Origin of the sequence: Neorhizobium phenanthreniclasticum (genome assembly GCF_040066075.1) — a bacterium.
GTDB classification, from domain to species: Bacteria; Pseudomonadota; Alphaproteobacteria; order Rhizobiales; family Rhizobiaceae; genus Neorhizobium; species Neorhizobium petrolearium.
In genome coordinates this window covers 97156-123610 of sequence record NZ_JBEAAL010000017.1, presented here as the reverse complement: position 1 = coordinate 123610, position 26455 = coordinate 97156, and the positions used below count along the sequence as shown (strand labels likewise).

General features: G+C 58.3%; 26 protein-coding genes and 1 pseudogene. 10 read left to right on the top strand and 17 right to left on the bottom strand.

Annotated features, from left to right (window positions below; genetic code table 11):
• Nucleotide 1 precedes the first annotated feature (1 nt).
• The 3 genes from ABK249_RS20645 to ABK249_RS20635 are packed head-to-tail and all read right to left on the bottom strand — an operon-like array spanning nucleotide 2 to nucleotide 3610.
• A complete protein-coding gene (locus ABK249_RS20645) occupies nucleotides 2-1018 on the bottom strand; it encodes an ABC transporter ATP-binding protein (protein ID WP_348863788.1) in 1017 nt (338 codons plus the stop codon).
• Complete coding sequence (locus ABK249_RS20640) at nucleotides 1015-2028, bottom strand: ABC transporter ATP-binding protein (RefSeq protein WP_415926460.1); 1014 nt, start codon at nucleotides 2026-2028, stop codon at nucleotides 1015-1017. Before ABK249_RS20640 ends, ABK249_RS20645 begins: the two co-directional genes overlap by 4 nt.
• Nucleotide 2029: 1 nt before the next feature.
• Entirely contained in the window at nucleotides 2030-3610 is a 1581-nt protein-coding gene (locus tag ABK249_RS20635) for an ABC transporter substrate-binding protein (RefSeq protein ID WP_348863785.1), read from the bottom strand.
• A gap of 230 nt (nucleotides 3611-3840) precedes the next feature.
• On the opposite strand from ABK249_RS20635, the gene ABK249_RS20630 reads away from it, so the two are divergent.
• Nucleotides 3841-4551, top strand: a complete 711-nt coding sequence (locus ABK249_RS20630; RefSeq protein WP_348863784.1) for a GntR family transcriptional regulator — start codon at nucleotides 3841-3843, stop codon at nucleotides 4549-4551.
• Between the two features lie 85 nt (nucleotides 4552-4636).
• Here ABK249_RS20630 and ABK249_RS20625 read toward each other — a convergent pair.
• Together ABK249_RS20625 and ABK249_RS20620 are read right to left on the bottom strand one after the other, a co-directional pair.
• Nucleotides 4637-5001, bottom strand: a pseudogene (locus tag ABK249_RS20625) (site-specific integrase); the annotation flags it as partial.
• 61 nt (nucleotides 5002-5062) lie between these two features.
• Nucleotides 5063-6103, bottom strand: coding sequence for a zinc-dependent alcohol dehydrogenase family protein (locus tag ABK249_RS20620; protein ID WP_348863783.1), 1041 nt, complete (start codon nucleotides 6101-6103; stop codon nucleotides 5063-5065).
• A gap of 189 nt (nucleotides 6104-6292) precedes the next feature.
• On the opposite strand from ABK249_RS20620, the gene ABK249_RS20615 reads away from it, so the two are divergent.
• The 7 genes from ABK249_RS20615 to ABK249_RS20580 all read left to right on the top strand — a co-directional run bounded on the left by ABK249_RS20615 (nucleotide 6293) and on the right by ABK249_RS20580 (nucleotide 11640).
• On the top strand, nucleotides 6293-6850 hold the full coding sequence (locus ABK249_RS20615; protein WP_348863781.1) for a nitroreductase family protein: 558 nt from the start codon (nucleotides 6293-6295) through the stop codon (nucleotides 6848-6850).
• A gap of 28 nt (nucleotides 6851-6878) precedes the next feature.
• Nucleotides 6879-7070 carry a hypothetical protein gene (locus tag ABK249_RS20610; RefSeq protein WP_348863780.1) on the top strand — a complete coding sequence of 64 codons (192 nt, stop codon included), beginning with the start codon at nucleotides 6879-6881 and terminating at the stop codon, nucleotides 7068-7070.
• Nucleotides 7071-7132: 62 nt separating this feature from the next.
• Nucleotides 7133-7555: a universal stress protein gene (locus tag ABK249_RS20605; RefSeq protein ID WP_415926459.1), complete on the top strand. Its 423-nt coding sequence runs from the start codon at nucleotides 7133-7135 to the stop codon at nucleotides 7553-7555.
• A gap of 643 nt (nucleotides 7556-8198) precedes the next feature.
• On the top strand, nucleotides 8199-8888 hold the full coding sequence (locus ABK249_RS20595; protein ID WP_348863778.1) for a hypothetical protein: 690 nt from the start codon (nucleotides 8199-8201) through the stop codon (nucleotides 8886-8888).
• Nucleotides 8889-8911: 23 nt separating this feature from the next.
• The gene (locus ABK249_RS20590) at nucleotides 8912-9712 is read left to right on the top strand and encodes a class I SAM-dependent methyltransferase (RefSeq protein ID WP_348863777.1); all 801 of its coding nucleotides are present in this window, start codon (nucleotides 8912-8914) and stop codon (nucleotides 9710-9712) included.
• A gap of 957 nt (nucleotides 9713-10669) precedes the next feature.
• The gene (locus tag ABK249_RS20585; protein ID WP_052182664.1) at nucleotides 10670-10975 is read left to right on the top strand and encodes a hypothetical protein; all 306 of its coding nucleotides are present in this window, start codon (nucleotides 10670-10672) and stop codon (nucleotides 10973-10975) included.
• Between the two features lie 422 nt (nucleotides 10976-11397).
• Complete coding sequence (locus ABK249_RS20580) at nucleotides 11398-11640, top strand: hypothetical protein (protein ID WP_348863776.1); 243 nt, start codon at nucleotides 11398-11400, stop codon at nucleotides 11638-11640.
• A gap of 81 nt (nucleotides 11641-11721) precedes the next feature.
• Here ABK249_RS20580 and ABK249_RS20575 read toward each other — a convergent pair whose 3' ends face one another.
• Nucleotides 11722-12156, bottom strand: coding sequence for a MarR family winged helix-turn-helix transcriptional regulator (locus ABK249_RS20575; RefSeq protein ID WP_348863775.1), 435 nt, complete (start codon nucleotides 12154-12156; stop codon nucleotides 11722-11724).
• Nucleotides 12157-12723: 567 nt separating this feature from the next.
• Here ABK249_RS20575 and ABK249_RS20570 point away from each other — a divergent pair.
• Entirely contained in the window at nucleotides 12724-14583 is a 1860-nt protein-coding gene (locus ABK249_RS20570) for an ABC transporter ATP-binding protein (protein ID WP_348863774.1), read from the top strand.
• A gap of 315 nt (nucleotides 14584-14898) precedes the next feature.
• Here ABK249_RS20570 and ABK249_RS20565 read toward each other — a convergent pair whose 3' ends face one another.
• The 11 genes from ABK249_RS20565 to ABK249_RS20515 all read right to left on the bottom strand — a co-directional run bounded on the left by ABK249_RS20565 (nucleotide 14899) and on the right by ABK249_RS20515 (nucleotide 25048).
• Nucleotides 14899-15153, bottom strand: coding sequence for a hypothetical protein (locus ABK249_RS20565; RefSeq protein WP_348863773.1), 255 nt, complete (start codon nucleotides 15151-15153; stop codon nucleotides 14899-14901).
• Nucleotides 15150-15545 carry a hypothetical protein gene (locus ABK249_RS20560; protein ID WP_348863772.1) on the bottom strand — a complete coding sequence of 132 codons (396 nt, stop codon included), beginning with the start codon at nucleotides 15543-15545 and terminating at the stop codon, nucleotides 15150-15152. The genes ABK249_RS20565 and ABK249_RS20560 overlap by 4 nt, the downstream gene beginning before the upstream one ends.
• 643 nt (nucleotides 15546-16188) lie before the next feature.
• Nucleotides 16189-16455: a hypothetical protein gene (locus tag ABK249_RS20555; RefSeq protein WP_037146670.1), complete on the bottom strand. Its 267-nt coding sequence runs from the start codon at nucleotides 16453-16455 to the stop codon at nucleotides 16189-16191.
• A gap of 657 nt (nucleotides 16456-17112) precedes the next feature.
• A complete protein-coding gene (locus ABK249_RS20550; protein WP_037146566.1) occupies nucleotides 17113-18345 on the bottom strand; it encodes a type II toxin-antitoxin system HipA family toxin in 1233 nt (410 codons plus the stop codon).
• A complete protein-coding gene (locus ABK249_RS20545) occupies nucleotides 18345-18722 on the bottom strand; it encodes a helix-turn-helix domain-containing protein (RefSeq protein ID WP_037146668.1) in 378 nt (125 codons plus the stop codon). Before ABK249_RS20545 ends, ABK249_RS20550 begins: the two co-directional genes overlap by 1 nt.
• A 435-nt stretch (nucleotides 18723-19157) precedes the next feature.
• Entirely contained in the window at nucleotides 19158-19280 is a 123-nt protein-coding gene (locus ABK249_RS20540; protein ID WP_280114081.1) for a hypothetical protein, read from the bottom strand.
• 163 nt (nucleotides 19281-19443) lie between these two features.
• Nucleotides 19444-19686 carry a DUF6894 family protein gene (locus tag ABK249_RS20535; RefSeq protein ID WP_037146563.1) on the bottom strand — a complete coding sequence of 81 codons (243 nt, stop codon included), beginning with the start codon at nucleotides 19684-19686 and terminating at the stop codon, nucleotides 19444-19446.
• Between the two features lie 16 nt (nucleotides 19687-19702).
• Entirely contained in the window at nucleotides 19703-21775 is a 2073-nt protein-coding gene (locus ABK249_RS20530) for an acyltransferase family protein (RefSeq protein ID WP_348863771.1), read from the bottom strand.
• The gene (locus ABK249_RS20525) at nucleotides 21772-22809 is read right to left on the bottom strand and encodes an NAD-dependent epimerase/dehydratase family protein (RefSeq protein WP_037146561.1); all 1038 of its coding nucleotides are present in this window, start codon (nucleotides 22807-22809) and stop codon (nucleotides 21772-21774) included. Before ABK249_RS20525 ends, ABK249_RS20530 begins: the two co-directional genes overlap by 4 nt.
• A gap of 131 nt (nucleotides 22810-22940) precedes the next feature.
• A complete protein-coding gene (locus ABK249_RS20520; RefSeq protein WP_037146559.1) occupies nucleotides 22941-23870 on the bottom strand; it encodes a glycoside hydrolase family 16 protein in 930 nt (309 codons plus the stop codon).
• Nucleotides 23871-23893: 23 nt separating this feature from the next.
• On the bottom strand, nucleotides 23894-25048 hold the full coding sequence (locus tag ABK249_RS20515; RefSeq protein ID WP_348863769.1) for a glycosyltransferase: 1155 nt from the start codon (nucleotides 25046-25048) through the stop codon (nucleotides 23894-23896).
• Nucleotides 25049-25404: 356 nt separating this feature from the next.
• On the opposite strand from ABK249_RS20515, the gene ABK249_RS20510 reads away from it, so the two are divergent.
• Nucleotides 25405-26427 (top strand): glycosyltransferase family 2 protein, encoded by a 1023-nt coding sequence (locus tag ABK249_RS20510; protein ID WP_348863767.1) that lies wholly within the window; start codon nucleotides 25405-25407, stop codon nucleotides 26425-26427.
• The last annotated feature ends 28 nt before the right edge of the window (nucleotides 26428-26455 follow it).

Genomic DNA, 26455 nt, shown 5'->3' with positions numbered 1-26455 from the left:
GTCAGCAGGTCTCCAGCAAAGCGGGAGCACGGGCGGCTGCCGCCTCCCCGTGTGCGATATGGCAGGCGACGCGCCGGCCGTCGCTGCGGCGCGGCTTCAGTTCCGGGATCTCAGTCCGGCAGGTCGCCGTGGCGACCGGACAGCGCGGATGAAAGGCGCAGCCCGTCGGGCGATTGGCGGGGTTGGGCGGATCACCCTGAAGGATGACCCGGTTCGTCGTCTTGCCCGGATGCGGAATCGCCGAGACGAGTGCCTGGGTGTAGGGATGGGCGGGTTCGTGCAGCACCGCATCCGGATCGCCTTCCTCGACGATCCGGCCGAGATACATCACCGCGACACGCTGGCTGATCTGGCGTACGGCCCGAAGGTCGTGGCTGACGAACAGCATGCCCATCTTGAGGCGCTCCTGCAGGTCGGTCAGCAGGTTCAGGACCAGCGCCTGGATCGAGACGTCGAGCGCGCTGATCGGCTCGTCGCACACGAGTAGATCCGGATTGGTCACCAACGCACGGGCAATCACGGCGCGTTGGCGCTGCCCGCCGGACAGAGATTGCGGATGCCGGGCGACATGATGCGGCTGCAGACCGACCTCCTCCATCACGGCGGCGACCCGTTCCTCTCGTTCGGCTGCGGTGCCGATCCGGTGAATATCCAGCGGCTCGGCAATCTGCACGCCGACGGCCAGACGCCTATCGAGGGCCGCCAGCGGATCCTGATAGACCATCTGCATGCGCCGGCGAAGGTTCGCCCAGGCCGCCGTGCCGCTGGGCGGCATGGCGCTTCCGTCGAAGATGACAGAACCGGTATCCGGCGGCTCGATGCCCAGCACCAGCCGCGCCGTGGTGGATTTCCCGCAGCCGGATTCGCCGACCAGCCCCAGCGTTTCGCCGCGCGCCACGCGGAGCGAAATCCCGTCCACGGCCCGCACGACGGTCGGGCGCCCCAGCAGCCCACGCCGCACCGTATAGCTGCGCGCAAGATCACGCGCTTCGAGCAGATCTGCCGTGCCCGCACTCATTGCATGGCCCTTTCGCGCGTCGTCGCAGCCTGATGATGCGACGGATGGCCTGCCTGGTGGTATGGTCTGGCATGGATGCAGGCTGCACTATGGTCCTGCGTCAGGGGCAGTGGCACCGGATCGACTTCCGCGCAGCGGTCGGTTGCCGCACTGCAGCGGGGCGCGAAGGCGCAGCCTTGCGGCATATGCGCCGCCTCCGGCACGCTGCCGGGAATGGCTACCAGCCGGCGCCGCGCGCCGCTGAGCGGCGGCAAGGCCCCCATCAGCCCGCGCGTATAGGGGTGGTTCGGATGGGTGAAAATCTGACCGCTTGGCGCCTCTTCCACGATCCGGCCGGCATACATCACGGCAATGCGCGAACAGGTTTCCGACACCACGCCGAGATCATGCGAGATCAGTACCAGCGCCATGCCGGTATCGCGCCGGAGCGTGGTCAAGAGATCGAGGATCTGCGCCTGGATGGTGACATCCAGCGCCGTCGTCGGCTCGTCGGCCACCAGAAGCTCCGGCTCACCGGCCAGCGCCATGGCGATCATCACGCGCTGGTTCTGCCCGCCGGAGAGTTCATGCGGATAGGCATTGATGCGGTTCTTCGCATCGGGAATACCGACCTGATCCAGCAGGCGGATGACCTCCGCCTTCGCCCTCTGCCCGGTCATGCCGCGATGCAGGCCGAGCGCCTCGCCGATTTGACGCCCGATGCGATGGACGGGATTGAGGCTCGCCGCCGGATCCTGGAAGATCATGGCGATCCGTCCGCCGCGCACCGGCTCCAGCCGCGCCTTCGGGGCACCGAGAATCTCGGTGCCATCGATGAGAACGGAACCGCGCACCGTCGCCGAGGCAGGCAACAGGCCAAGTGCTGCGAGCCAGGTCACGGACTTCCCGCAACCGGACTCGCCGACCAGCCCGACCGCTTCGCCGCGCTCGACCGCAAGATTGATGCCCCGCAAGGCCGGTGAGCGGCCGAAAGCGACCGAGAGGTTCCGGATCTCGACGAAAGCCATCACCTCAGGCGCTCCAGTTGTGGCGACGGAAATCCATGACGAAGGACTGGGAGGGCACCCACTTGATATCGGCGCGCTTGGCGGTGAAGGAGGCGTTGCGGTGCAGGACGACATAGGCCGGATCTTCAATCTCGATGATCTGCAGCATGCGGCGCCACACTGCGATGCGGCGGGTGCGATCAGTGCTGGAGCCGAGTTCCTGGGAGAGATTTCCGAATTCTTCGTTCCGCCATTGATTGTTTCTCCAAGGCGAACCGGCAGGGCCCCAGGAGCCGGACATCTGTACATAGGGGTCCGGCAGGCTGGCTGCCGCCGACCAATCGTGGATGCCGCGGGTTTCCGGGCCACCTTCGCTGATCTGGCCCCAGTTCTCCACCATCTGCAGCTTGATGTTGAGGCCGACCGAACGCCAGTTTTCCGTATTGATCTGGGCGGTGGCCGTCTGGGCGGTATAGTAGTCGTTAAGCACCCGGTAGGGGATAGGCTCGCCATTGTAGCCTGCCTTGCGCAGTAGAGCGCGCGCCTTGTCCGGATCGTAGGCGGGGTTCTCGTGATCGGCGATGTAGAAGTCGCCATAGAAGGTCCACTGCAGGCCGCGCGGCACTTCGGTGCGTCCGCTCCACAGGGATTCGACGATCAGTTCGCGATCGACGGAATGGGTCAGCGCCTGGCGCACCAGCGGATTGGCCAGCACCGGATGAGACTTGTTGAACACGGTGTAGCGCGTGTTGTTGATCGGGCCGCCCACAACCTTGAAGCGCTTGTCGGCCTCCACCGTTGCGATCTGGTCCGGGGGGATGTCGCAGGCGAAATCGGCGCCGCCGGAGCGCAGCAGGTTGATGCGCGAGGCCGTTTCCGGCGTTTCCACGAAACGGATCTGGCGAAGCGGCGGTCGGCCTTCCCAATGATCGTCGAAGGCGGCCAGCGTCAGGACGGAATCCGGCTTGTATTCGGCGACCGAATAGGGACCCGTGGTGACAGGCTGGCGCGCCCAGTCCATCCAGCTCTTGGCTTCGAGAAAGGCGCGCTTGCTGACGATCATGCCAATCGAGGCCGAAAGGCGACCTTCGAGAACCGGATCGATGGAGGCGTTGTGCAGCCGGATCTTGTGCGGCCCGAGCACCTCGATCCGCTCGAAGGCAGGAAGTGCCTGACGGGCCACGGCCTTGACATTGTCGGGAACCTCGACTGATCCGCCGCCCCACATCCGGTCGGGACCGTAGGAGAAGGCCACGTCCTCGGCGGTCATCACGTCGCCGTTGTGGAACTTGACGCCTTCGCGCAGGTCCACATCGACTGTTCGATCGTCGAGGCGCTTCCAGCCGGTCGCCAGTTGCGGCTGCAGCGACATGTCGCCGATCCAGTCATTGCCGAGCAGGGTTTCGGCATAGCTCGTGTAGATGCGAGCGCCGACGTTCGACTGTTCCGTCAGCATTTCCAGCGTGTTGGAGGTGGAAATGCGCTGAACGGCAACAGTCACGGCGGGGCGGTCGGCGGATTGTGCCGAGGCAAAACGCGGCATGGCAAAGGCAGCCGTTGACGCTGCCGAAAGGGAAAGGAGATGGCGACGGGTGATTCCAGTCATTTTCTTGACCTTCTGAAAATGGCAAGCAAAGGGGCGTGCCGCAACAACGCGAGAGGCCCGCGTCCGGCGTGATGAAGCGTCGATGATGACGTGACGATGATCTGCGTTGCCCGGCGGAATGCTCACTTTCGGTGCGCCCGCCGCGATGCGAATTTCCTTAAGGGCTCATTGTGAAATGCGCATGACAGCTGTAGGTACAGCTATGGAATTTCAGGGGGCGGGGACGATTGATGGAGCCGCAATGGTTCAGGGTATATCAGGCGGTGAAGAAGGCCATTCTGGTGGGAGAGATGCTGCCGGGCAGCCAGGTTCCGGCTGAATTTGATTTGTCCGAACAGTATGGCGTCAGCCGCAACACGGTGCGGCGCGCCTATCTGGCACTGTCGCAGGAGGGATTGATCCGAAGCGTGAACGGTCGCGGTTCCTTCGTCATGCAGACCGGGCTGACCTATGAAGTGGATGCAACCTCCCGTTTCCGCGATGTGCTGGACCAGCAGGGCGTGCGCTCCGCCATCCGCATCGTGGAAAGCCAGGAGGTGCCGGCAGACGAGGAGATCGCCAATATCCTCCACCTCGAGAGCGGGCATCCCCTGCTGCGCGTCACCACGCTGATCCTCGGCGACGAAGTGCCGTTCATCCTGACGGTGCGGCACATACGCGCCGATCTCGTGGTGGACCTGGACAGAAAGCTGAAAGAGACGGATTCCCTGACGCAGATCGCGCGGCGCGAAGGGCTTGGCCAGTTGCGCCGCGTGTCGACCACTGTGGCGGCGCGGTTGCCGACGGAACGGGAGTCAGCCCTGCTGCAGTGCCCGGTCAATGCGCCGGTGCTGGTGGTTCACTCGACCGGGCGCATCGACAATGGTCTGCTGCTGGAGTGCCAGAGGGCTGCGATGAACAGTCAGCTTATTCGGCTGTCGTTCCAGGCTGAGGGGCGTTGATCGCGCGGGGCGCAGGTTTCGTCTCTTGCGCGAATTTCCGTGCATCCATGAAAGCTTGAGGTCATGCGCTATGTAATGGCCAGGCCTATAGCCGCGGCCCGGACATTAAGGACAGCATCCGGGTGGCCCTGCCACTAGGCCGTTGCGCATGGTTGTCGTATTCTGACGCCTGCTGGAGGGATCGATGCCTGGACTGCTCCATGGCCTCTGGCAGCGGGATGCCTCGGTTGGCCGCTTCGGTGAGATAACCGGAGCGTAAGCCATGGTCTAAAAAATTCCTCCAGGTCCAGTCCCGCCATCTGCGCCCGCTGCTTGACGATGTCGTTGATCCCTTTGGATCAAGCGCACGCTGCGAGACATTCCCCAGCGATCAATCGCCCGGAACACACTGCCACTTTCGATCCTGGCGAGGTCAAGCCAGGCGTCGAGCGCGTCGCGAGGGCCGCCGCTAGACATTAGGAAACGCCAGGCGGCAGAGTGCTGCAGCCTGGCCTCTTTTCGCTTCTTCGGATCATGCTGCTTCGATGATGACTTTCAGCGCCTGCGTGCTCGCCGCTCTCGAAAAGGTATCGTAGGCATCGAGGATCTCGTCGAGCTTGAAGCGGTGGGTGATGAGTTTCTTCGGATCGATCTTGCCCGATTGCACTGTCTTCAAAAGCATCGGCGTCGAGACCGTGTCGACCAGCCGGGTCGTAATCGAGATGTTCTGCGACCACAGCTTTTCGAGATGCAGATCGGCCTTTACGCCATGTACGCCGACATTGGCGATGACGCCGCCGGGCGCGATGATCTCCTGGCAGAATTCGAAGGTGGCAGGGACGCCGACGGCCTCGATCGCCGTATCCACACCCTTGCCATCGGTCAGATCGAAGATGCGCCGTTTCGCCGCCTCTCCATCCGCCTTGACCGTCTCAGTCGCGCCGAAACGTTTCGCGACCTCAAGCCGGTTTTCGTCGAGATCGACCACGATGATTTCCGACGGCGAATAGAATTGCGCGGTCAGCAGCGCGGCGAGCCCGATCGGCCCGGAGCCGACGATGGCAACCGTGCTGCCGGGCTGAACCTTACCGTTCAGGACACCGCATTCGAAGCCGGTCGGCAAGATGTCGCTCAGCATGACGAGCGCCTCTTCGTCAGCGCCGTCCGGGATCGGATAAAGGCTGGTATCGGCATGGGGAATGCGCACATATTCGGCCTGGGTGCCGTCGATCGTATTGCCGAGGATCCAGCCGCCTGTGGTGCAATGCGAATACATGCCGCGCCGGCAATATTCGCATTTGCCGCAGGACGAGATGCAGGAGATCAATACCCGGTCGCCCTTCTTGAACTGGGTCACGCCGGCACCGATATCCTCGACGGTTCCCACACCCTCGTGTCCGAGGATGCGGCCTGGCGTGCAGGTCGGCACATCGCCTTTCAATATATGCAGATCAGTGCCGCAAATGGTCGTCCGGGTGACCTTGATGATCGCGTCGGTCGGTGCGGCGACTTTCGGGACAGGCCTCTCCTGCAGGCTTTTCTTCCCCGGTTCTTCATAGACGAGAGCTTTCATGATGTTTCCCCAGGTTAAGGCGGATACGCCGCTTTCGATCAACGTCGCACCACAGGAGCAAATCGCCTTGATCCCTATCAATGCCCGCTAGTTCGTCCCTGGATACGCGCGCCGCCCACAACTGACTGAGATCAATGCCCTTCCCGGAAGGAGGTATAACAGCAGAGGAAAACAGCAAGGACGATTTAAATGGAACTCATCGAGGCAATCTATGGCCGTCGGGCCACGCGGGCCTTCACGGCGGAGCCGGTCGACAAGTCGGTGCTCGAATTTTTGGTCGAGGCTGCCATACAGGCGCCAAGCGCCGTCAATGAACAACCGTGGGATTTCACCGTTATTCGAAGCAAACCGCTGCTCGATCGGATCTCATCGGCGGCCAAGGCTCACGTACTGAAGGCAAACCAAGATAACGCTCCTCCACCTCATCTGCGCGAGCACCTGGAAAATCCGGATTTTCATATCTTCTATCACGCTCCAGCGCTGATCGTCATTTCTGCTAGGAGCGGCGATTGGGCCGTCGAAGATGCCTCGCTTGCTGCCGAAAACCTGATGCTCGCCGCCTATGCTCGCGGGCTCGGTTCCTGTTGGATCGGCTTTGCCCAGCGTTGGCTGGAGACGGAAGAAGGGCGTGAGGCTATCGGTGTGCCGCAGGATTTCGTGCCGGTCGCGCCGATTATCGTCGGCCACCCGAGCGAGCCGATGCCGCCTGTGCCGCGCAATCGCGCACGTCTTCGCTGGCTGGACTGATGCAGACTGTCGCCGCAGCATCTGACGAATGTCTGGATTGCCGCGGATATCAAGAGGAAGCCTGCCCAGACAACTGAAGGACACGATCAAAATCATCCCCGGCGACAGAACAGGTATCGGTAAAGACATCTCACGCAAGATCGGCGCCGAGGAAGCAAGCACTGTCATGGCCTGCTTGGTCGCCGATCCACAGGATGAGACCGTGGCGGCATCTGTATGACAAGGCAGCGGTCTTGTTTCATCCTTGGTGTTGTTGCCGCCAGACGACCAGGAGAAGTGCTGATGCGACATATTCTGCTTGCCACGGACGGATCGGAAAGCGCGGCGCGCGCGACGAAAGTTACCGTCATGGCGCTGGCAGGTGGCGGCAAACTATCGATTCTGACAGTCGAGGGGCACGCGACGGAGGACGTGAAGCAATTTGCGCGCGCGGAGGGAAGTGTCGGCGACGCCATTGAAGGACTGGCAAATCAAATCCTGCACCAGGCGAGGGAAAGCGCGCACAAAGCAGGTGTTGGCGACGTTGAAGTACAGTCGGCCTGGGGCGACACCGCTGAAGTGATCATCGACAAGGCCCGACGGGACAAGGTGGATGTCATCGTCGTCGGACGTCGTGGACGGGGAAGGCTGACCGGATTGTTGCTTGGCAGCGTATCTCAGAAACTTGTAAGCCTCGCATCCTGCGCAGTCGTTGTCGTTCCATAAGAAGCGGAATTTCCGTGATCTCGTTGGATTTGGCGTTGGTCGCTTCATGCCGAGAACCAGACGTTGCCGGGCCGCCCAGGCCGAGACCATGTGCAGCGGTTCGCGCCCCCGGCCGCGTATGGCTACGGCGCAACGTCTTGCCGTCGATGGAGATGATCTCCCGTTCGCAACCGGCAAGGCCCCGACCCAGGAGGCGAAACAGGCCTTGAACAGATCGGGATCGAGCGCATCAATTATAGCATCGAGCGTGTCGTGCGAGGCAAGCCGCGCTCGCAGCGCAGGAAGCGCCGCAGAAAATCCATGCGCTTGTCAACCCGAAGCCAGATCTCGACGAAATCCTCCATGTCGATGAGCGTCGCTCAGAGTACGAGAAGCATGATTTCCGGCAGCGGATAGACCGCGCGCCAACTCCGACGTGGATCCAATAGCAGTGAAAAATGAGCGAGAATGGCGCGCCAAGGTAGGAGAAGAGGCATGATGGGCTCCGTCGATTCGAAGCCTTCCATCAATCACTGTTTCGTCATGCCGCGCCACAACATCACGCCAAACCTGAAGCGATTGCCCCGAGCAATGGCGATATCGATTGGAAAGTGGAAGTAACCATTTTATAGCTACCATCTTCTGATCAAATGCGAAAGGTCCCATGCGTATACCCAAGCGACCCGACGACCGAAAATTCATAGCAGCGCTCTCATCGCCCGGGATTCGTGGCCTTTATTCCGCGCACTACGGAACGGTCGGGATAACACAGACGGACCACATAGCCGATTTCGTTGATCGCTCGAAGTCAGGTAATCGACTTCTGCCGATCGGAAAGGCTGCACGAATTGCGATTGAAATAGATTCTGGCATCCACCTCGCGTCTTTCGCGTCACCTGCTCCTTATGTGCATGAGTATTGGAGTTCCTATGGCAGAGGGTGGGCGTTTGGCCTGCTCTTCATGTCAATGCCATCTGAGGCCGACCAATATCTGCTTGCGTCCGATGGGGTCGATATCTACATCCCTAGCGGAGAACAAGTCATTGCTATCCGGTATTGTGGCCAGCACGAGATCAGTATCCCGGTTGAGCCTGAAACCATTACGTCGCTATTCTGCGGCTACACAGGCGGCAAAATCAGGGCATGGATGAACCGCGAGCCTTTTGTCGAGACAGAAGCCCCTGCCGCAGTAAGGCCAAAATCCCGCGTCGTCCTCGGCAGCGATCGGTATGGCGGCAGCCCATGGAAAGGATATTTCGGAGAGCTTGCAGTCTACGGTCGATACGAACCCGCGTTCAACGCTGATCTGCAAAGTGTGTGGACAGAATACGCCTCCTTCATCTATGGCATATGACTTACCTAAGAGGAGATTGCGGCATGGGCCTTACCGAACAGATTTTTGAAACCCTTCTATTGTTGCGTCCATGGGATATCGATCTGTTGAAGGTGAGGGTGGGGCATGAGCGGGACGGCGGCTACATCATGGCCGACAAGTTCGACATTTCCGATACCGTCATCAGCATAGGGATCAATAAGGAATCATCCTTCGACCGGGATATGGCAAAGCTTGGAAAGCGCATATTCCAATACGACCACACCATAGATGCTCCGCCAGAAAAATACGAAAATGCCCAGTGGTTCAAGCTTGGGTTAGGGCCGCAGGACGATCTGGCGGACAAAATGATTTCATTGGCGTCCATAGTTCGCGATGCCGGTCTGAAAAAGAACCAGGGGATCCTGAAGATGGATATTGAAAACGCTGAATGGGACGTTTTCTCTGCGGTAGCGCCTGAAACTCTTTCCGCATTTTCGCAGATCAGCATGGAAATCCACCGCCTTGAGCGGCTTACGGACAATGATCATAGAAAAAAAGTGAAGGCGAGCCTATCGAAGGTAAACGAACAATTCACATTGTTCCATGTCCACGCCAACAACTGTTCCAAGATGACGAGGGTGGACAGCTTCTTCACGCCGGAATGCCTTGAGGTCAGTTATATTAAAACTGACTTAGTTAACCGGGCTCCATCCAAGACGCTCTACCCCACGGAAATAGACCGGCCGAACAACCCTAGAAACCCGGAATATTATCTCTGGATGTTCCCTTACCTGCCAAGCGATTTATCAGACGTGATCATGCGCAGGTCACTTCGCCAGACGGAATCCTTCTGGGGGCAATAGTGACATTATCGGGTCAATGCTGGATATCTTTCCTTCAACGCCAAGAGATTCTCCCATCGCCTCGACCACCCTATGACGTCCTGATCGTGACAAGGTGATATTGTATCTCTGTCTTCATGCTTGGAGTGGCTCGCCGACACGGTCTTCCGAGGGGGCTCGGGTGGACGGAGCCGCCGCTCATCACAGGAAGACGAGCCGTGGCAGATTATAGAGAAGCATTTGTTGGAAACGACGTCGCCTCGCTAAAGGATGCGGTTGCCGAACTTGGCCGGGATGGGGAAGATTCGCTACTTCTGCGAGATTGTGGCATTGGGGGGCGGCGTGCACCGCGTGTCATTCAGCAGATAACAGCAAAGTTCGATAGCGCGTATTTGTGCAGTGAAGCAGACCCGAGCGGCTCTGGCCTTCACCGGCTCATCAGTGCGTGGGCCATAAATGCATGGTTGTCGCTCCTTCATTGATCCCGAAAGCCAAGTGGCAGGGTGAAGGCGAACCGTCGAGGCCCCCTCCTCTCGGCCGGCTATCGAGAGCTGGCGAGTTCACGGCAGTCTGGGTTACTGACAAAGGTATCAGTCCATGCGATACCTCGTTTGCGCTAGGGATGCTGGTGTCGAGACATTGCAGGTTCATCATCCCATCCGAGCGAAACATAGGGTTGACAGGGTTTCATGCTTAATCGTCGGCACCAGGTTAACAATCCGTCACCTCGCGACCGCTAGAAAGGCCTTGCTGGATGTGAGGGCGTCATTCACGGGCTGTGCTGCACAGGGGACATTTTGAAGCCGTCCTCAAGAGCGCCTGACCTCGCCCGAAATGATCTTTGTGACAAAGCTCTATTCTTTCATTTTGTATCACGACGTGATATAAATGATAAAAAATGTCCCGAATTGCGGGCGCGTCAAAAAATGGCGGAGGCTAAACCTCGCAAATTGAGAAGGTGCCAAATCGGGGGGAGACATGGCCAACATAGATGAATTCGCAAAGCTGTCACTGCTTCTCGAAAGCAAACTGAGCGAGCGGGGAATTTTGAACGTCGACGGTTTGTTGATGTCCGCTTCATTGCCCCCCGACATCGAGGAGAAGCTGGACGGATTGATCGATAACATAGCTGAACTGGAAGGATTGATCCGCATTGCCCATGCCGCCCGGCAAGGCGAAACTCTTTCGCCACCGGTCGCGGGTGCCGTTCGCGTGATGATTGAGGAAATCTGCGACGCCCTCTTTGAGCCGGAGGAGCTCCGCAACCTGTCGAGGCTGCATTAGCCTGCAGGTCGTTTCAATCATCTCGCTGTGTCCGGTCCCGATGACGTTAAGACCCTTGGTTCTGCTTGCACTTTTGCTCCTGGCCCATCCGATCAAGGCTGGAGAGGTCTCAACCTGTGCCGCTGCAGCCAAAGGCCTGCTCGTGACGACACCAGGACAACTGCTATCGGTTGCGCAGGCAGGGGAAGGCTGCACCGCAATTTATCTGATGTATCGCGAGGGAAAACGCCCGCGGAGGATGACGGTCAAATTTCGAAGAAACCCTGACCAAAGCGCTGGCATCCGATGGGAGACGGTTGGTGCGGCGAAGATATTGCCGGTGGCGGGACGCGAGCCATCCTCCAGGGAATAATCTTGCTGCGTTGCGTGGAACAAAGGTCCGAGCGTCAGATGGACTGTGCTCGCTTCGGGAGATGCTCATCATGAGATTGAGGACGGCACCCTATTTAAAAGCGCTCGCACTGTTGGGCGTCGGGCTCAGCTCGTTGCCTGCCGCCGCGGCAACGCAGGTACGGCCCACGGGCGCTCCCGATGTACCGCGCTATATCGTCGATATCGCCGGAAAGCGGGTCCGATTGGTCGGCCCACGGTTCTTCACGGATACGACCACGAAGCTCAGATTTCCCGGCAGGAACGATGACGACCACGAAATGCAGGTCAGGTAGCTGTTGGATAGCGCGATCAACGCGTTTTGTCGTGGCAGGCAATGGAGGCTGCGCTGGCCCAGCCATCGCTGATATCCGGTTTTAAGCGTCCGGTTCGCCCATCTGGCGCAGGCGCCGAAGAGACTCGGCCAGCAGGGGTTCATGTGCGAGCATCTCACGAAGGTGATCACGCGCAAGCGTGTCGAGAAGCGCTTCTCCAGAGGCTGTCAGCTTCAGAAAAACGCTGCGCCTGTCTTCGAGGGATGCTGTACGCAGCACAAGTTTTGCGGCCACGAGACGGTCGGCGAGCTGCACGGCGGCGTGATGTGACAGCAGCATATCGTTTGCGAACTGCTTGATCATGATCGTGTTGTTCGCAGCGACCTTGATGACAAGAAGCGCCTGGTATTGCTGGGAGGTAATGCCCGCCTTGGTCAGGACCGCTTCGCTGAAGGCGAGAAACCGGCGCATGGCGAGCCGCACCCCTGCCAGTCCTTTGAATATCTCAATGTCTAACTGGTCCTGACCAAGGCTCATCTGGGCTTACTCGAACGAGGAGGATCAATATTGCAGGGATAGAGCTGCAGAAGATAGCTCGCAAGAGCATTCAAGGTCGATCTTCAACGGCAAGCCAGGGCAACCCACACCACAGCTCAAGGTCGTTGCGAGGGTGCTTCACGATGCTACCGAGCGCTTCCAATCAGATCGCGTTTCGATGTACAAGCCGGAGACAACGCGGCAGCCAAGTGGATTGTCCCCGACAAGTCGAATGCGGAGACTGGTCTAAAAGATCGGATCCGGCTCCCACCGGATAGTTTCTCCGAGCGAATGATCTCGCAGCCCTCATGTCGAACCCAGATGTTACGGTGCGGGCTGTATTGGCGGCATATTACTCGGGGGTATACCCTAAGGTGCTCGCGCATGGGGTCGAGCGCGGCCTTCTTCAGACCTGTCGATAAATGGCCGCTATCGTAGTTTGGAATCTTGCAAAGCGAAGTGCCGCCCACGGGCAACCTGGACATTCAAACCGGCTTGAGTTTTCCCGCCGGCCAATCCGTGATTAACTACCGGCGATTTCCATTCCCTCGCCTGTTTGCCTCCGATATGTCGCTTTTGGATTTGATTTATCGCCCCTTCGAGACGCTCGTCCGTCCACTCGACATCCCCTATGCACCGCTGCCGGCGACGGGGCCTTTCGCGCTGCTTATGCATTTCTCGTGGATGTTCCGCGGCGTGCTGGCAGCCGTCGCCATATTCATGATGGCGATCGAGGGGATCAACCTCGCGACAATCTGGGGCATTTCGTTCATCGTCGACGGGGTGAGCGCAAAAGGTGCAACGGTCTTCCTGCGCGAGGACTGGCCGACCCTGACGGTTCTCGGCGTGCTGCTGTTCCCGGTAATGCCGCTCCTCATCTTTCTCGGCAACACGCTGCGTTCCCAGGTGTTGGCCGTGTCGATGCCGGCCGCGATGCAGTGGCAGGGCCACAAGGCAGTCGAACACCAAGACCTTGCCTTCTTCCACGACCTTTTCGCTGGCCAGGTTGCCTCACGCATTTCGCAGGTCGCTTCTGCCGTGCAACAGCAGATCGCTGTCGCGTTCCAGAGCTTGCCATATTTCCTGGTGCAGTTTGTCGGGTCGCTTGTGCTGCTTGCAACGCTTTCCTGGCCGCTGGCCATCCCGGTCTTCATTTGGATTGCTGCGAATGCCGCGCTTGCGGTGGTGGCGGTGCCACATTTCTCGGAACGGTCCCGCCATTCGGCCCGCGCGCGCAGCCTTATTGTCGGCGCCATGACCGACCTCTATAGCAACATTCAGATGGTCAAACTGTTTGCGGCCGAAGACAGCGAGGCGGGTGCGATGCGGACCGTCATGGGAAACGCTATCGAGACGCAGCAACGCGAAAGGCGCGTCCACCTGACGACTGACAGCAGTGTGGTCCTGCTCAACGTGATTCTCATCATCGCCAATTTTGCGGTGGGATTTTGGGGTCTCGTCTCGGGCTTGGTGACTACCGGTCAGTTCGTCGCCTCGATCGCAATCGTTCAGCGGCTCAACGCGAATTCCCGCGCTTTTCTGAATATGGGGCAGCAGATATTCCAGGCCGTGGGCACGATCCGCGACGCGATGCCGGTCGTCACCACACCTCCGACCATCACCGACGCGCCGAACGCCCGGCCGCTTGCTGTCACCACGGGCAAGGTCGAATTCAGGAACATTCGGTTCGCGTACCGCCAGGGGCCGGGCGTGATCGAGGACCTGTCGCTCACCGTCGATGCCGGTGAGAAGGTCGGACTCGTCGGCCTGTCTGGCGCCGGCAAGTCGACCCTGGTCAGTCTGCTCCTGCGGTTGTTCGACCTCCAGGACGGTGCGATTCACATCGACGGTCAGGACATTCGCAGCGTGACGCAGGCAAGCCTCAGGGAGAGTATCGGCGTCGTCACCCAGGATGTCTCCCTACTGCATCGCTCCGTCGGCGACAATATTCGCTATGGCTGGCCCGATGCCTCGCATCAGGAGATGGAACGCGCCGCAATGCTGGCCGAAGCCGACGGCTTCATAGCCGATCTCAGGGACGGCGAGGGCCGCACCGGCTATGACACCTTCGTGGGCGACCGCGGAGTGAAGCTTTCTGGCGGGCAGCGTCAGCGGATCGCCATCGCCCGGGTTCTGCTCAAGGACGCACCGATCCTCGTTCTCGACGAGGCGACGTCGGCGCTCGACAGCGAAGCTGAGGCAGCGGTCCAGGACAAGCTCGCGCTCCTAATGGAGGGTAAGACGGTGATCGCCATCGCCCACCGTCTATCGACGATCGTCAGTATGGACCGGATCGTTGTGCTCGACAAAGGCCGTATCGTCGAGGAGGGAACGCCGTCGGCTCTACTCGAACGCGACGGGCTTTATGCCCGCCTCTGGAAACGGCAGACCGGCGGTTACATTGCCAACGCAGTCGAGGAAGCATGAAAGCCGATCCAAAAAGTGGTCATCGGGAAACCTAGGCAAGATCCTCTATCCGCGGCGTTTTAGGACAGTCTACGGGATTTTCGCGACAGAGAAGCTATTCATTGGAGTTGATGGGCTGATGACACCGGACGAATTGAAGATCGTGCGTCGAGCTTATGCGAAGCAGATCACGGCGGCTGTTAGAATTGTCGATGAACATGTTGAGGCAGCTTTTGCCGAAGTGCCGCGAGAAGATTTCCTTGGTTCCGGTCCTTGGCCGATCTTTCGAATGCGGAAAGCCTACGTTCCGACCCCGGCTGCCGATCCGGTCTACCTTTATACGGACGACATTGTTGGCATTTGGCCGAAGACGAGTGCGGTGCGGGCGAGTACGCCGGAGGATGTCATGTCCAGTAACATTTCGTGCCCCTCGCGGGAGCGCTCGCCGACGCCCGCGAAGACGGAAATACCCCGGTAGCTCTCGACCATTGCATGGATGAGTTCTATCACGAGAACCGTCTTGCCGACGCCCGCGCCGCCGAACATGGCGGCTTTCCCGCCCCGGGCGATCGGCGTCAGGAGATCGATCACCTTGATGCCTGTGACGAAGAGATCGGTTGAGTGACGAGCGCCGGAGGTTGCCGATGGATCGGGCGACGCGGCAGGCTGGCTGGAAATTCCCCGCGACCATCGACGGCATTGCCGGCGACATCCATCAGTCGTTCCAGGACCGCATCGCCGACGGGCACGTTGAGCGGCTGGCCGAGACGCACCGCCTCGTCGCCCCGCCGAAGCCCGCTGGTTGCCTGGAGCGCGATTGCGCGGACCGTGTGACGGTCGAGATGCGCCTGTACCTCTGCCAGCAAAGTGACGGTCTCGCCCTGAAGTGAAAGAGCTTCGTCAATTTCGGGAAGTGTTTCCGGCGCGAAGGTGATGTCGATCACTGCGCCGCGGATCGCTACGATTTTTCCCGATTTTGCCATGGCGATTCTGCCTCGAGTGAAAGCTGAACTCCACGTCAGACTGTCTCGACGAACCGATCGCTACATTGATTTTTGTCATCCCCCGTTTGGGAATTTACAGCGGCCCGTCGCGGAGCGTTCGCATGGCCTGAAATTCGAATACAGCATCCTGAGGATGATCCTGGTCCGGAACGTTCAGGATGTGTGTGGTTGGTGCACCGGATCGAATGCCGGAATTTTGTAGATCGATATGTCCGACGTCAACGATAAGTCTAGGCAACGACCGGCCCGAAGCAGCCGTCGTCGATCCGAAATCTCCATCTTCCTGCGGGCAGGAACCGCGGCCCACGCAACGCGTTGTGTGTCGGAAACAGAGGAGAAAGACGATGCTTAAGGGTGTTGTGTTGTGGGCGATGGGCGTTCCTATTTTCGTGATCATCCTGCTTTACTTGTTTGTCTTCTAGGCAGACGATCAAATTGGCGGAGTGCGCCGCCGGCAGGTGGCGGCACCACCATCAAGGATCCCGCAACTGCCGTGCGAGGACAGTTCTCGTTCCTCGATGTGATGATTTTGGTGGTGTAAGCGCTGCGTTCGTTTCAGCCGACCGAACGCGCCCGCATGGACGGGCGAAGTCGCGCTTATTACTCCGTCGGCCGGTCCTACCTAGTGCACGGACTGGGTGGCGTCGTCGTCGCCGAGGAACGAACGAATGCCGTCTCGTTCCGTCGTGGCGAGAAATTCCTCCCACGCCTCCTTGTCGCTGGTGAAACTGTCCTCCCACGTCGTCACGTCTTCTTCCTGCGAGATCACCTCGAGGGTCCACCCGTCGTTACTGCCGGCGAGCCTATGAATGTCCACTAGGACGGTAATACTATCGTCTTCGAATTCGCCGGAGAAATCCGAATGCTCCAGCTTTGGCTTTTTCGTCATAGGCACCTGCTCCTCATTCCAATGTCGCGTCCCCTGGAAAATGGGAAACCTCCAGCAGAACTGGTAGAATATTTTTAGTGGCCTCAACCTATCGGAGCAAGATTTTTCGTCTGCATTGCTGCAGAAGCGGTACATCCGTCCGCTGAGGCGGCGATTGCATTCAAAAGTGCTCCTGCGGCGATCATACAGATTACCCGCTTAAAACTGGAGGCGAGAACGTGCCGTGCCATCTCGGTTCGAGCGTTTGGTAGCCTGCGCATTTGGAAGCGGGGTGAGCCCGTCCATGCGTTGATGGTGCCGAACAGATGCTCGACTGTGCGTCGTCGGGCGCGCATGAGGGGCGGGTTCTCCTCCATCCGGGAATACATGGCTTTGATCAGATGCTCGTGTTTTCAAAGTGTAATCCATCGGTCTTGCCCGTCGTGCATTCGGCCCTGAGAGGACATGATCGACAAGCATTCCCCCGAATAGCGGCGCAACATCAGGCCCATTTCCTACGTGGTGTATCGGTATGTGAGTGCCTTTCCGGCAAGGCAGACGTACGTGTCGGCGCTGGCATCGTAGAGGGGAGAAATTTCAATCGGATTTCTAGCCCCATGAATAATCATAATTCATCATATTTGACATGTATATCAAAGATACTGTTCATTTTTGACATTAAATGGCGAGTGCAATCTCGGTCTGGTCGTTCACGAAGGCGGCTTCATATTCGCGCGCCGCCGCACCGGATACATCCACGGCGCGAAGAGCCTCCCGCCACTCTTCGGCGATCCTTCGAGCGGTCTGGCGGATCATCCGTCGCGCATCTGCCTCGACGACCTCGAAAAACTCGCAGGCTTCCAGCGCCAAATGGATAGACCGGTCGTGAGCGCCCCCCTCCAAGATCGCGGTTTCGAGATGTGGATTGCGATCAGGCGCCGGGTTCACATCGAAAACCGGGGACAATCTCCAGCGGCCCGACCCTACATAAAGAAAGCCGTGATTCTTCAGATGGTCATCCTTGTTTGATACGAGGATCGTGAAAATCAAACGCAGGAAGAGCTCGCGGAAATCCGCCTGTGGATAGGCGCCATAGGCACGCATGAAATCGACCATCTCCGTATATGAACCGAGTTCGGTTCCGGTCTTTCCCAGCGCGGTTCGCGCCGAGATATAGGGAATCCGTGCGGTGTCGCGACGGTCGAACCGCTGAATCAGGGCGACCGGAAAGGGCGTATCAGCGAGTTCCAGTCTTGCTTCCGGCGTCCGGATTCCACAAGCTCGGGCAAGGCGGAGCGTGGCGATCTCGACGCGCTCGATCGGCCCCTGGTCATGGACAGATGTGAATTTGGCCAGCCAGAGCGTCTCGCCATCCCGAACGTTGGCTTTGGGACGCGCGCCACCGGAACCGCCCGCACCGGCAAGCGCCTGCATCTGCTCAGCGGAGATATCCTTGCCCTGCTCATACGCCCGGGCGATGGCGGTAATGACCTCCAGATCGACAAGGCGTGGCACAGCATCAGCCGCCCCGCCCCGGATGATCTGTCCTTCATCATCGAGAAAGCGCAAAGCACCCTGCCGGCAGGTGTCATCGGACAGGGTTAGATATTCAAATTCAGACAGGCCACTGCCGTAGGCGCGCTCCAGAAGCCTGCGACCCCAGCTATCCGGAGCGGCGTCGGCAAAGGCGCCCACAAGCGCATCGCGCACGTTTCCGGACTGGCCAGACGCATGAAATGGCCCTGCATCAAGAGAAAGGCTCGGCTGCACGGCAAAGGAGCGCGGATTCTCGATCCAGGCCGGATCATAGGTGAAGGTCGAAAACTGCCGTGGCCCGGCTTTTGTGAACCGTAATTGACCAACCGGGGTCAGGCTCTCGCCGAGAACAACGTGCGCGTTGAAGTTGCTCATCAGAACGACGCTCCATCCGGATCGACGACATCAGCGTCATCCTTTGGCATCTCGCCCTTCGCCTTCTGTCTGCGCAGCATCGTGGCAAAAGATCGTCCACGACGCGGCTGGCGTTCACCAGCCAATGCCAAGCCCAGATCATCGTTGCGGATGTCGACCAAATCCGCCAGGCGGTGGACGAGACCAAGCACCACCAGGATATCGGCGAGCGTGCCGATACCGACGCCGGAATCCCCTTTTTCAAGACGGGCAACCGTGCTTGGCGACGTACCCGCGCGCACCGCCAGATCGGCGACGGTTATGCCACGTCGCAAGCGAGCGCCACGGAGGTCGTTTCCAAGCCTTTCAAGGGCGGCATTCGATTTCGGAGATCCCACGGTAATCATCCATATCCGAAGAATAATGTTTTATACTGTATCATATATGATGAATTGTCGAATTCAACAATACCGCAGCAGCGATCGTTTCAACGTGGAACAAAAAATGGTTGGAGCGCACGGCCAGGGGGATGGAACCTTCATCGCCCAGCCCTGCGACAGGGTGTTCTCGGACAGGCTCAGCCGACCGGCCGGCGCCTTGCTTCCGTAAGAGCCGATGCTGCTGACACACGCGCCGTGCTGCCTCCGCGTCCCGCCCCTCACGGATAACGATAGCCCGCATACCGATTTCCAGCTGTACCCAAAAAGCGCATCCGCTGCAGAGATCGCGCTTGCGGTCGGCATGAATGGTTGCGGCAAGGGGATTTCGTCACCATGGCTCCTGGTCCGGCATGTTACCTTCTTAGGGAGCCGAAAACGATTGATCTCAACTGTTCATTTTTCCCGAGCCAGCCCCATCGGTGAACGGTTGAAAGGAATAACAAGATCTCCACTTTCCGCGGTGGACGCAGTAGGTAGATCACGGATGATTTGTTGACCGATCGTGACCTCGCTCATCTTGCTCTTCTTTTTGATGGGCTTTCGTGGTCTGCGTCGAGCGGTGGTTTTGCCCGATCGGCAAGTGTTCATTCGTCTCGACATCTGCGTCTCCTGACCCGTATCCGCTTGGGCATCAAATTGGTGTGCATTAGAGGTCCGTCATATTGGGCTCGCGCGGCGCCTAATGCCGAATTTCGAGCATCTGGCCATGGCTGACGAAGCAAGACGGCAGAACATCCTTCAAGGCATCCGCGACAGATATGCTCGTTAACAGCCGACCGGCGTCGTCCATGATATTCACCCTCATCAGTGGCAGCGGCTCACCGCGCAGGAGATGCTGGGCGACCGTCGCGCGGATTTCGGCGGTCGTGTCCGCAACCGCGGCTTCAAGCGTCACACATTCGACCCCCAAGGGGTCGACCATTCTGCTGCCAGCAAGTTCAAGGTAGAAAAAAAGTCGCACGTGTTGGCTCATTTGTGCTCGGGGTTGGAACGGTACGTCGCGTTTGACGCGAAAACGGTGTCCTTTTCTTTCGGTTCGCATCCGGTGGGTTCAGCCAATCCGGCAGCGTTCGAATAAGTGCGGACAAAACCAAGGGACCGAATTTTGCTCCGCCGGCCTCGCTCCAGTGGTCTGCATCCATGAAATAGACGTGCCGGCAGTCCAAAATGTCGTTGCGCGGGTCGAAATTCACAGCACTGATCGTGGAGACGTAGGTGATCTGATGTTGGTCTGCCATGGAGCGGGCCATCTCATCGAGATGTCTGTAGGAGGGAATGACGAACGGATTTGGGAGAGCTGCCAGTCCATCGCAACCTCTGGCGACCAGTTGGTTCTGTGTGACATGGGGATCGATCCATGGTCCCAGCCAAACCATCGGGGTGTGAAGGGAGAGCTTGCGCAGGTAGGAGAGCGTCAAGGTTATGCGCTGGCGGCTCGCATCGAAGGAGCGTCCATCGTAGCGGTGGAACATGTCCCTGCTGCCGATCGTGCCGTCCGGGGCGTCGAGCAGGTAAAAGCCGGCCTGCATGTAGACGATGAGCGAAATCGATGAGGAATGTTCCTCGGCGAAATCAAGCAGGGTGTCATAGAAGCACTGGGGATTGCTTTCGACGGCGCGGCAGAAGCCCTTGCTTAATCCAACGACAAAGGGGCGCTGCGAAATGGGAGCTAGGGCATCGAAGAGATTTCCCGCGTGGGAGTCCCCGACGATCATCAGGGCCGGACCATGACGGGCTGCGCAGGCGGCGAACTGGTTCTTGAACACCTGGTTCATCTCGGCTGTGCGGAAAATGCAGTCCGTCAGCCTATTCCCATCGGCGATTTCGTCGACGCGTCTCTTTTCAGTCAACAGATTTCGATAGACGACAGCTTGCTCCGGCGAAAGCCGCGCCAGGGTCCAGGCCGGAAACCCTGACTTGACGTGAATGACGGCGCCAACGCAGATCAAGATCAAACTGCCGAATGTCGCACCGGCAAACACTTTGCGCGAACTGAAGCTCGCCTTTCTGACCGGTTGTTCAACAAATTTCCAGGAAAGCGCGGCCAGAAGAACGCTCAAAGAAATCAGCCCGAGCATTTCCAGCCACGAGGGCTCGGCCGGTTGCGCGTATCGGTAAAGCGCAAAGATCGGTTGATGGACGAGATACAGGCTGTAGCTGATCAGTCCGATGCCAACAGCTAGCCTGGACGATAGAAGCCGAGCCGCGGGGGTCGAGGAATGCGCATACCGGATGACAAGCACTGATCCGCACACGGGTATCAGTGCGAAAATCCCGGGAAAGGGCGTTTCTTGGTTCAGCCGGAGCACGGCATAGACGATGAGGAGTAGTCCCAAAACCGCGCCGAGCGACGCGATGCCACCGTTGAGACGGGGATATCTTGTTTCATAAAGCGCCAGCAAGGCGCCGGCCAGCAGTTCCCACATCCGAAACGGCAGAAGAAAGAACCCGCTTACGGGAAATGTCGTTGAAACATATTGCGCAGCGCAAAAGCTTGCGAGCGTCAGCGATGAAAGAATGAAGAAGGTGGCGGAAAAACTCCAGCGCTTCGTCAAGATCAGCAGCAGCGGAAATAGGACATAGAATTGCTCCTCGACCGCGAGAGACCATGTGTGGAGCAGCGGTTTCAGTTCCGCGTTCGGGGCAAAATAATCCGTTTCAAACCAGAAGAGCAGATTCGATGAAAAGGTTAGCGTCGCGACCACGCTCTGGCCGAAGTCCTTGAAGTCGTCGGCATAAAGCGTGAAGGCTGAAAGGACGGTACTCACGATGATGGTCGCGAGCAGAGCCGGGTAGATGCGCCGAATGCGACGATTATAAAAGCCTACCACCGAGAAGAGCCCGTCGTGAACCTCTCTCAGGACGATCCCCGAAATCAGGTATCCGCTGATGACAAAAAAGACGTCTACCCCGACGTAGCCGCCCGTGAAGGGCCATATGCCGGCGTGATACAGCAGCACCGAAACAACAGCGACAGCCCTAAGCCCATCGATTTCCGGTCTATAGCTCATGCAACGAGCTCCTTCGGAGCAGTGTTGAGCTCATCGCACGCTTCAAGATACCAGCTGACAAAGGCCTCGACGCCGACATCAAGCGTCGTATCCGGTTTGTAGCCGGTCAGCGCATAAAGCAGATCAGGGCTGGCAAACGTATGCGGTACATCGCCTTTCTGCATCGGAAGAAGTCTTCGCCTCGCGGTGCGACCGAGGGACTTTTCGACCGTCTCCACGAACGTCATCAGGGTTTGCGGCTGACCGCCCCCGATATTGATGATCCGGAAGGGTGCCTGATGAGACAGTGTTTCGACGCGGGCATCCGCGATGCGGCTTGGTTCCGACGGGACGATTTTCGAGAGGCGAACCACAGCTTCCACCAGATCGTCGATATAGGTGAAGTCACGGCTCATTGCGCCTTCGCCGTATATCTCGATTGGCTGGTCTTCCAGGATGTTCTTGACGAACTTGAAGAGCGCCATGTCCGGTCTGCCCCAAGGCCCGTAGACGGTAAAGAAGCGGAAGGCGGTCGTCGGTATCTTGTAGAGATGCGAATAGCTGTGGGCCATCAGTTCCATCGACTTCTTCGTGGCCGCGTAGAACGTCAACGGCTCGTCGGCGCGGTCCGTTTCGCGAAACGGGATGGACGCATTTGCGCCATAGATCGACGAGGTGGAAGCAAGCATGAGGTGGCCGATCCCGACCTGTCTGGCAATCTCCAGAATGTTCCAGGACCCTTCGAGATTCGACGATAGATAAGCTTTGGGGTTTTCCAGGCTGTAGCGAACGCCGGCCTGCGCTGCCAGGTGTATGATCACATCCGCGTCGGCTTCTGCGATGGCCTTCTCCACAGCCTCGCGGTCTTCTAGCATGGCGATGACCGGGTGGAATGCCGGGAACTGCGCCAGGGCCGCATGCCGCATCTGCTTCAGCTTGATGTTGTAGTAATGGGTCATCCCGTCGAGGCCCGTGATCGTATGTCCGTCCTGCAGCAGCCGTCGAGCAAGATGGAAGCCGATGAAACCGGCGGTGCCCGTGATAAAGTATCGCATCCTATTGCCTCTGACGTCCTTTTGTGCCGGGATAGCTAAAGCTCTTCTGGGCAGGTTCATTGATGGGCTAGGCTTGTGGCGGAACCATCGGGCGGACCTGTTGTCCGCGATACAGACTGACCTCCGTTTTTCTAGGAAAAGACCTTGAAGTAATCGACGCGCATGTGGGTCGACCGGTCCTCAGACCGCAGCGGTCGTGGGAACGGCACGTCGGTGCGCAGCGCCAGGGTCAGCAGCGGCCAGAAGACATCGCCGTCGTTGTCCAGCTGACGTGAGCGGGTAATCGGCCAGTCTGCAGGTCTTCCCGTCCTTCGATCGACAACCGGCCTGCGCTCGAAGTAGGGGATGCAGCGGTTATCATCGACAAGCATGCCGTAGCGGTGATAGCCCTTCGTCATGTCAACCGGTGTTTCGACACCGGTGCTTTCGCTGTTTTGACCCGGCTGACCCCATTCGTGAAGATACGTGCCGTACAGCGTAGGCTCCCAACCTTTGTGCTCCACGATGTCCAGCTCGATGCTGGTCTTGGGCTGCAGAATGCTTCGCCCGTTCAGCATCCAGAATGCCGGCCAGGTGACGGGATGCCGGGGAAAGAGCATCCGTGCCTCAAAGTAACCTTTGCGCCATCCTTTGAGGATCGTGCCGTCTTTCCTCGCAGTCTGAATATTGCCGGAAATCCATTGAAACTCAGGCAATGTATTTCCGTAGTATTTTCGCACATTCATCGGCTTTCCGATGTAGCGGGCGGAGATTTGTAGAGCTTTCCCGTCCTCTGCCATGGGGTCGTCGACAATCGCATACGGGTTGAAGCCTTCTTCCCCGTCCTTTTTGGCAAAAGCGGACCGTCCATAAAAACCGGTGTCGGACGTGGTCGCTTTCGGGCCCGCGTCCCAAACCGACCAGTCCAGTGTGTGGAACCGGTCTTCGAAGACGACTTCGCGGCCAAGCGTGGGATCGTCGCCAAACAGCGCGGTGGCCGAGCTTCGATGAGAGGAAAAAGTCAGCCCAAAGGCTCCAGCGCAGCCTTTCAGGAGGCCGCGCCGCGACAATGAAGACATCATGGCACCCTTCCGTGGGACGGTGGTTACAAAAGTTCTCTTGCAGCAACCCGCAACGCATCGGCGTGAAGATCCACCACTCGCTCCGGGCTGTATCGGTCAATGAAGCCCTTGCGGAAATCGCTGTGGAGGCGTTCCGAAGTCAGGTTGTCGCAATAGTAGATCATGGCGCTTACAAGCGGTTCTCCGCCGCGAACCGGTACAAGCCGGCCGAGACGCTCATCCACGAGTATGTCGCTTGGCCCGAACTCGCAATCTGTCGCAATGACCGGCAACCCAAATCGCAATGCTTCGCATATGGCCAGCGACCAGCCTTCCCATCGCGACGCCGACACGTAGATATCGCTGTTGGCAAGTGCGGGCTGGGGGTTGACGGGATGATGCTCAATCGAGACCGCGTCGGAAAGACCCAGCCGATCGATCTCGGCGCGAAGAGCGGTTTCGCCGGCGCCATATCCGACGATCTTCAACTTCGCGTTCGGGCGGACTTTGACGACTTCGGCAAAGGCACGAAGAAGAATATCCTGTCCTTTTTGGAAGGCGAACCGTCCGACATTCACGAAGGTGACCGCCGCTTTGTCGCCGGCTTCTCCCTTGCCGGAAAAGTCGAACCTCCTGACGGGGTTGGGAACCCAAACCTGTGGCACCTTGCTGTGGAACATCCTCTTAAAGGCGTCCAACTGTTTTGGTGACGTTCCAAAGACATAGGATACTTTCCTCAGAAAATAGATGCGCATCAAAAAGAACAATATCTTCGCCTTCGCGTGGCTGCGCTCCCGACCGGGATTACCATGCAAGTGGATCGCAAAACGACGATCAAGGCCGAGGCATGCGGCCATGCAGATCACCGTCGGTTCGATCTGCGGTACCACCACGAGCGCATAATCCTTCGCCTTGACGACGCTTCGGAAGGTCCGCATCAACTCGAACCGGGTCTTTACCGCCCGATCAATGACGCTGTATTTTCGCGGCTCCGCCGGCCGGTTTTGATGGACGGACGTGTACAGAACGTCGATGTCGAAATCCTCGGCATATTTGTCAGCCAGCATGGAGCAGACGGCATCCACCACACGTTCAATCCCCGCAAAAGACTTCGTGCCGGGCTGAATATAAAGGATCTTAAGTCGGCGGTTCGGATGAAGCCCATCGCCCTTGCGCGGCTTGCCGTCCGTCATTTTCATTCGTCCACGTCCTCCGGCCCTTAGGTGACAAATCTCTGTCGAGAGCGAACAGTTTCTGGTTGCTGTACCTGCCTTCCGGCGAAGTGACAGCCGACCTGTTCACATGTTTAGGCACAGCTCTCGCCTGATGCGGTTGTCTTGTTAAAGCTTTCCGCCACGGTATTCAGGTCGAAGCTCACGATATTTCTTCAAGACATTGCTGTTTGCCGCCGAATATTTCTCATTGATTCGACGATCCGGGATCTTATCAAAATGAGTTACATGCGCTGGCGGTTGCTAGTCCATTCTTGTAGACGGACGATAATTCACTTGCTATGCTGCTATGCAACATAAACTTTGTAGATAAGGTTTGCAAGGTGAAAATTAACCAACCAATTCTAAGCGTTATCATCACTTGTTATAATTATGAGCGTTATATAGGCGAATGCATCAAAAGCGTTATTTCGCAAGACTACGAATGGCTTGAAATTGTAGTGGTGGATGACGGATCTACCGATCGATCCTGGGAAAAGATCCAGGAATTCAAAGATCGGATCGTCGCTTTGCGAACGGAAAATCGCGGTCAGCTCAAGACATCTTTGACCGGTCTGTCCTTATCGAAAGGTGATTTTGTCTATTTTCTGGATGCCGACGACGTCATTGCCGACGGTGCCATTGCGCAAGTTGCCCAATATCTGCGCCCCGACGTGTCTAAGATCCAGTTCATGCTTCTTCCGATCGATCACAACGGCGATCCGATCGGCAACGCCTTTCCCACGCTTCAGCCATCGGAGGACTCCGGCCCCCTTATCCAGTCGATCCGCAAGAGAGGGTACTACAATACCCCGCCAACCTCGGGAAATATCTATCGGCGTGACGTCTACGAAGGTCTTGGCGAAATGAATTACGAACGAGGCATAGACGGCGTTTCATACCTCCTGGCCCCGTTCGTCGGGCGCGTCGTATCGATCGATAAGGTCCTTGGAAAGTACCGGATCCACAATTCCAACCAGTCCTCTTTTTCCGTCCTCACTTCAAGCCGCATGAAAGGCTATATGGACCGCTTCATGGGGCGCTTGCATCATCTGTCGCAGCTCGTCCAGGAACGGTGCGCGGCAGCTGAAAAAATCGAAGTTCGCAACGATTATGCCTATGTGATGGAGCTCAAGGCGATGAGCGTGGTGGTCGATGGCAAGCGGCCTGACTTAAGCCAGCTATCGGCCTATATCGGTGCTGTGATGCGCGAGAACACGGGCAAGAAGCGCCTTGCGCTGTTGCTGTTTGCGATCGCACTCTTCGTCTTGCCGAATAAGATGGCAAGGCATATCGCGGCGATCCGCGTCGATCCTTCTCGATCACAGCAACTGCGATCGCAACTGAAGCGCGTTCTTTACGTCTGACGGCATGTGCGCCCGGGATGAAGCTGAC

Bases quoted from the DNA above. Each gene is read 5' to 3' on its own strand.
- ABK249_RS20645 (WP_348863788.1), bottom strand. From the start codon at position 1,018: ATGAGTGCGGGCACGGCAGATCTGCTCGAAGCGCGTGATCTTGCGCGC.
- ABK249_RS20635 (WP_348863785.1), bottom strand. From the start codon at position 3,610: ATGACTGGAATCACCCGTCGCCATCTCCTTTCCCTTTCGGCAGCGTCA.
- ABK249_RS20630 (WP_348863784.1), top strand. From the start codon at position 3,841: ATGGAGCCGCAATGGTTCAGGGTATATCAGGCGGTGAAGAAGGCCATT.
- ABK249_RS20620 (WP_348863783.1), bottom strand. From the start codon at position 6,103: ATGAAAGCTCTCGTCTATGAAGAACCGGGGAAGAAAAGCCTGCAGGAG.
- ABK249_RS20615 (WP_348863781.1), top strand. From the start codon at position 6,293: ATGGAACTCATCGAGGCAATCTATGGCCGTCGGGCCACGCGGGCCTTC.
- ABK249_RS20610 (WP_348863780.1), top strand. From the start codon at position 6,879: ATGTCTGGATTGCCGCGGATATCAAGAGGAAGCCTGCCCAGACAACTG.
- ABK249_RS20605 (WP_415926459.1), top strand. From the start codon at position 7,133: ATGCGACATATTCTGCTTGCCACGGACGGATCGGAAAGCGCGGCGCGC.
- ABK249_RS20595 (WP_348863778.1), top strand. From the start codon at position 8,199: ATGCGTATACCCAAGCGACCCGACGACCGAAAATTCATAGCAGCGCTC.
- ABK249_RS20590 (WP_348863777.1), top strand. From the start codon at position 8,912: ATGGGCCTTACCGAACAGATTTTTGAAACCCTTCTATTGTTGCGTCCA.
- ABK249_RS20585 (WP_052182664.1), top strand. From the start codon at position 10,670: ATGGCCAACATAGATGAATTCGCAAAGCTGTCACTGCTTCTCGAAAGC.
- ABK249_RS20580 (WP_348863776.1), top strand. From the start codon at position 11,398: ATGAGATTGAGGACGGCACCCTATTTAAAAGCGCTCGCACTGTTGGGC.
- ABK249_RS20575 (WP_348863775.1), bottom strand. From the start codon at position 12,156: ATGAGCCTTGGTCAGGACCAGTTAGACATTGAGATATTCAAAGGACTG.
- ABK249_RS20570 (WP_348863774.1), top strand. From the start codon at position 12,724: ATGTCGCTTTTGGATTTGATTTATCGCCCCTTCGAGACGCTCGTCCGT.
- ABK249_RS20560 (WP_348863772.1), bottom strand. From the start codon at position 15,545: ATGGCAAAATCGGGAAAAATCGTAGCGATCCGCGGCGCAGTGATCGAC.
- ABK249_RS20555 (WP_037146670.1), bottom strand. From the start codon at position 16,455: ATGACGAAAAAGCCAAAGCTGGAGCATTCGGATTTCTCCGGCGAATTC.
- ABK249_RS20550 (WP_037146566.1), bottom strand. From the start codon at position 18,345: ATGAGCAACTTCAACGCGCACGTTGTTCTCGGCGAGAGCCTGACCCCG.
- ABK249_RS20540 (WP_280114081.1), bottom strand. From the start codon at position 19,280: ATGAGCGAGGTCACGATCGGTCAACAAATCATCCGTGATCTACCTACT.
- ABK249_RS20535 (WP_037146563.1), bottom strand. From the start codon at position 19,686: ATGGTCGACCCCTTGGGGGTCGAATGTGTGACGCTTGAAGCCGCGGTT.
- ABK249_RS20530 (WP_348863771.1), bottom strand. From the start codon at position 21,775: ATGAGCTATAGACCGGAAATCGATGGGCTTAGGGCTGTCGCTGTTGTT.
- ABK249_RS20525 (WP_037146561.1), bottom strand. From the start codon at position 22,809: ATGCGATACTTTATCACGGGCACCGCCGGTTTCATCGGCTTCCATCTT.
- ABK249_RS20520 (WP_037146559.1), bottom strand. From the start codon at position 23,870: ATGATGTCTTCATTGTCGCGGCGCGGCCTCCTGAAAGGCTGCGCTGGA.
- ABK249_RS20515 (WP_348863769.1), bottom strand. From the start codon at position 25,048: ATGAAAATGACGGACGGCAAGCCGCGCAAGGGCGATGGGCTTCATCCG.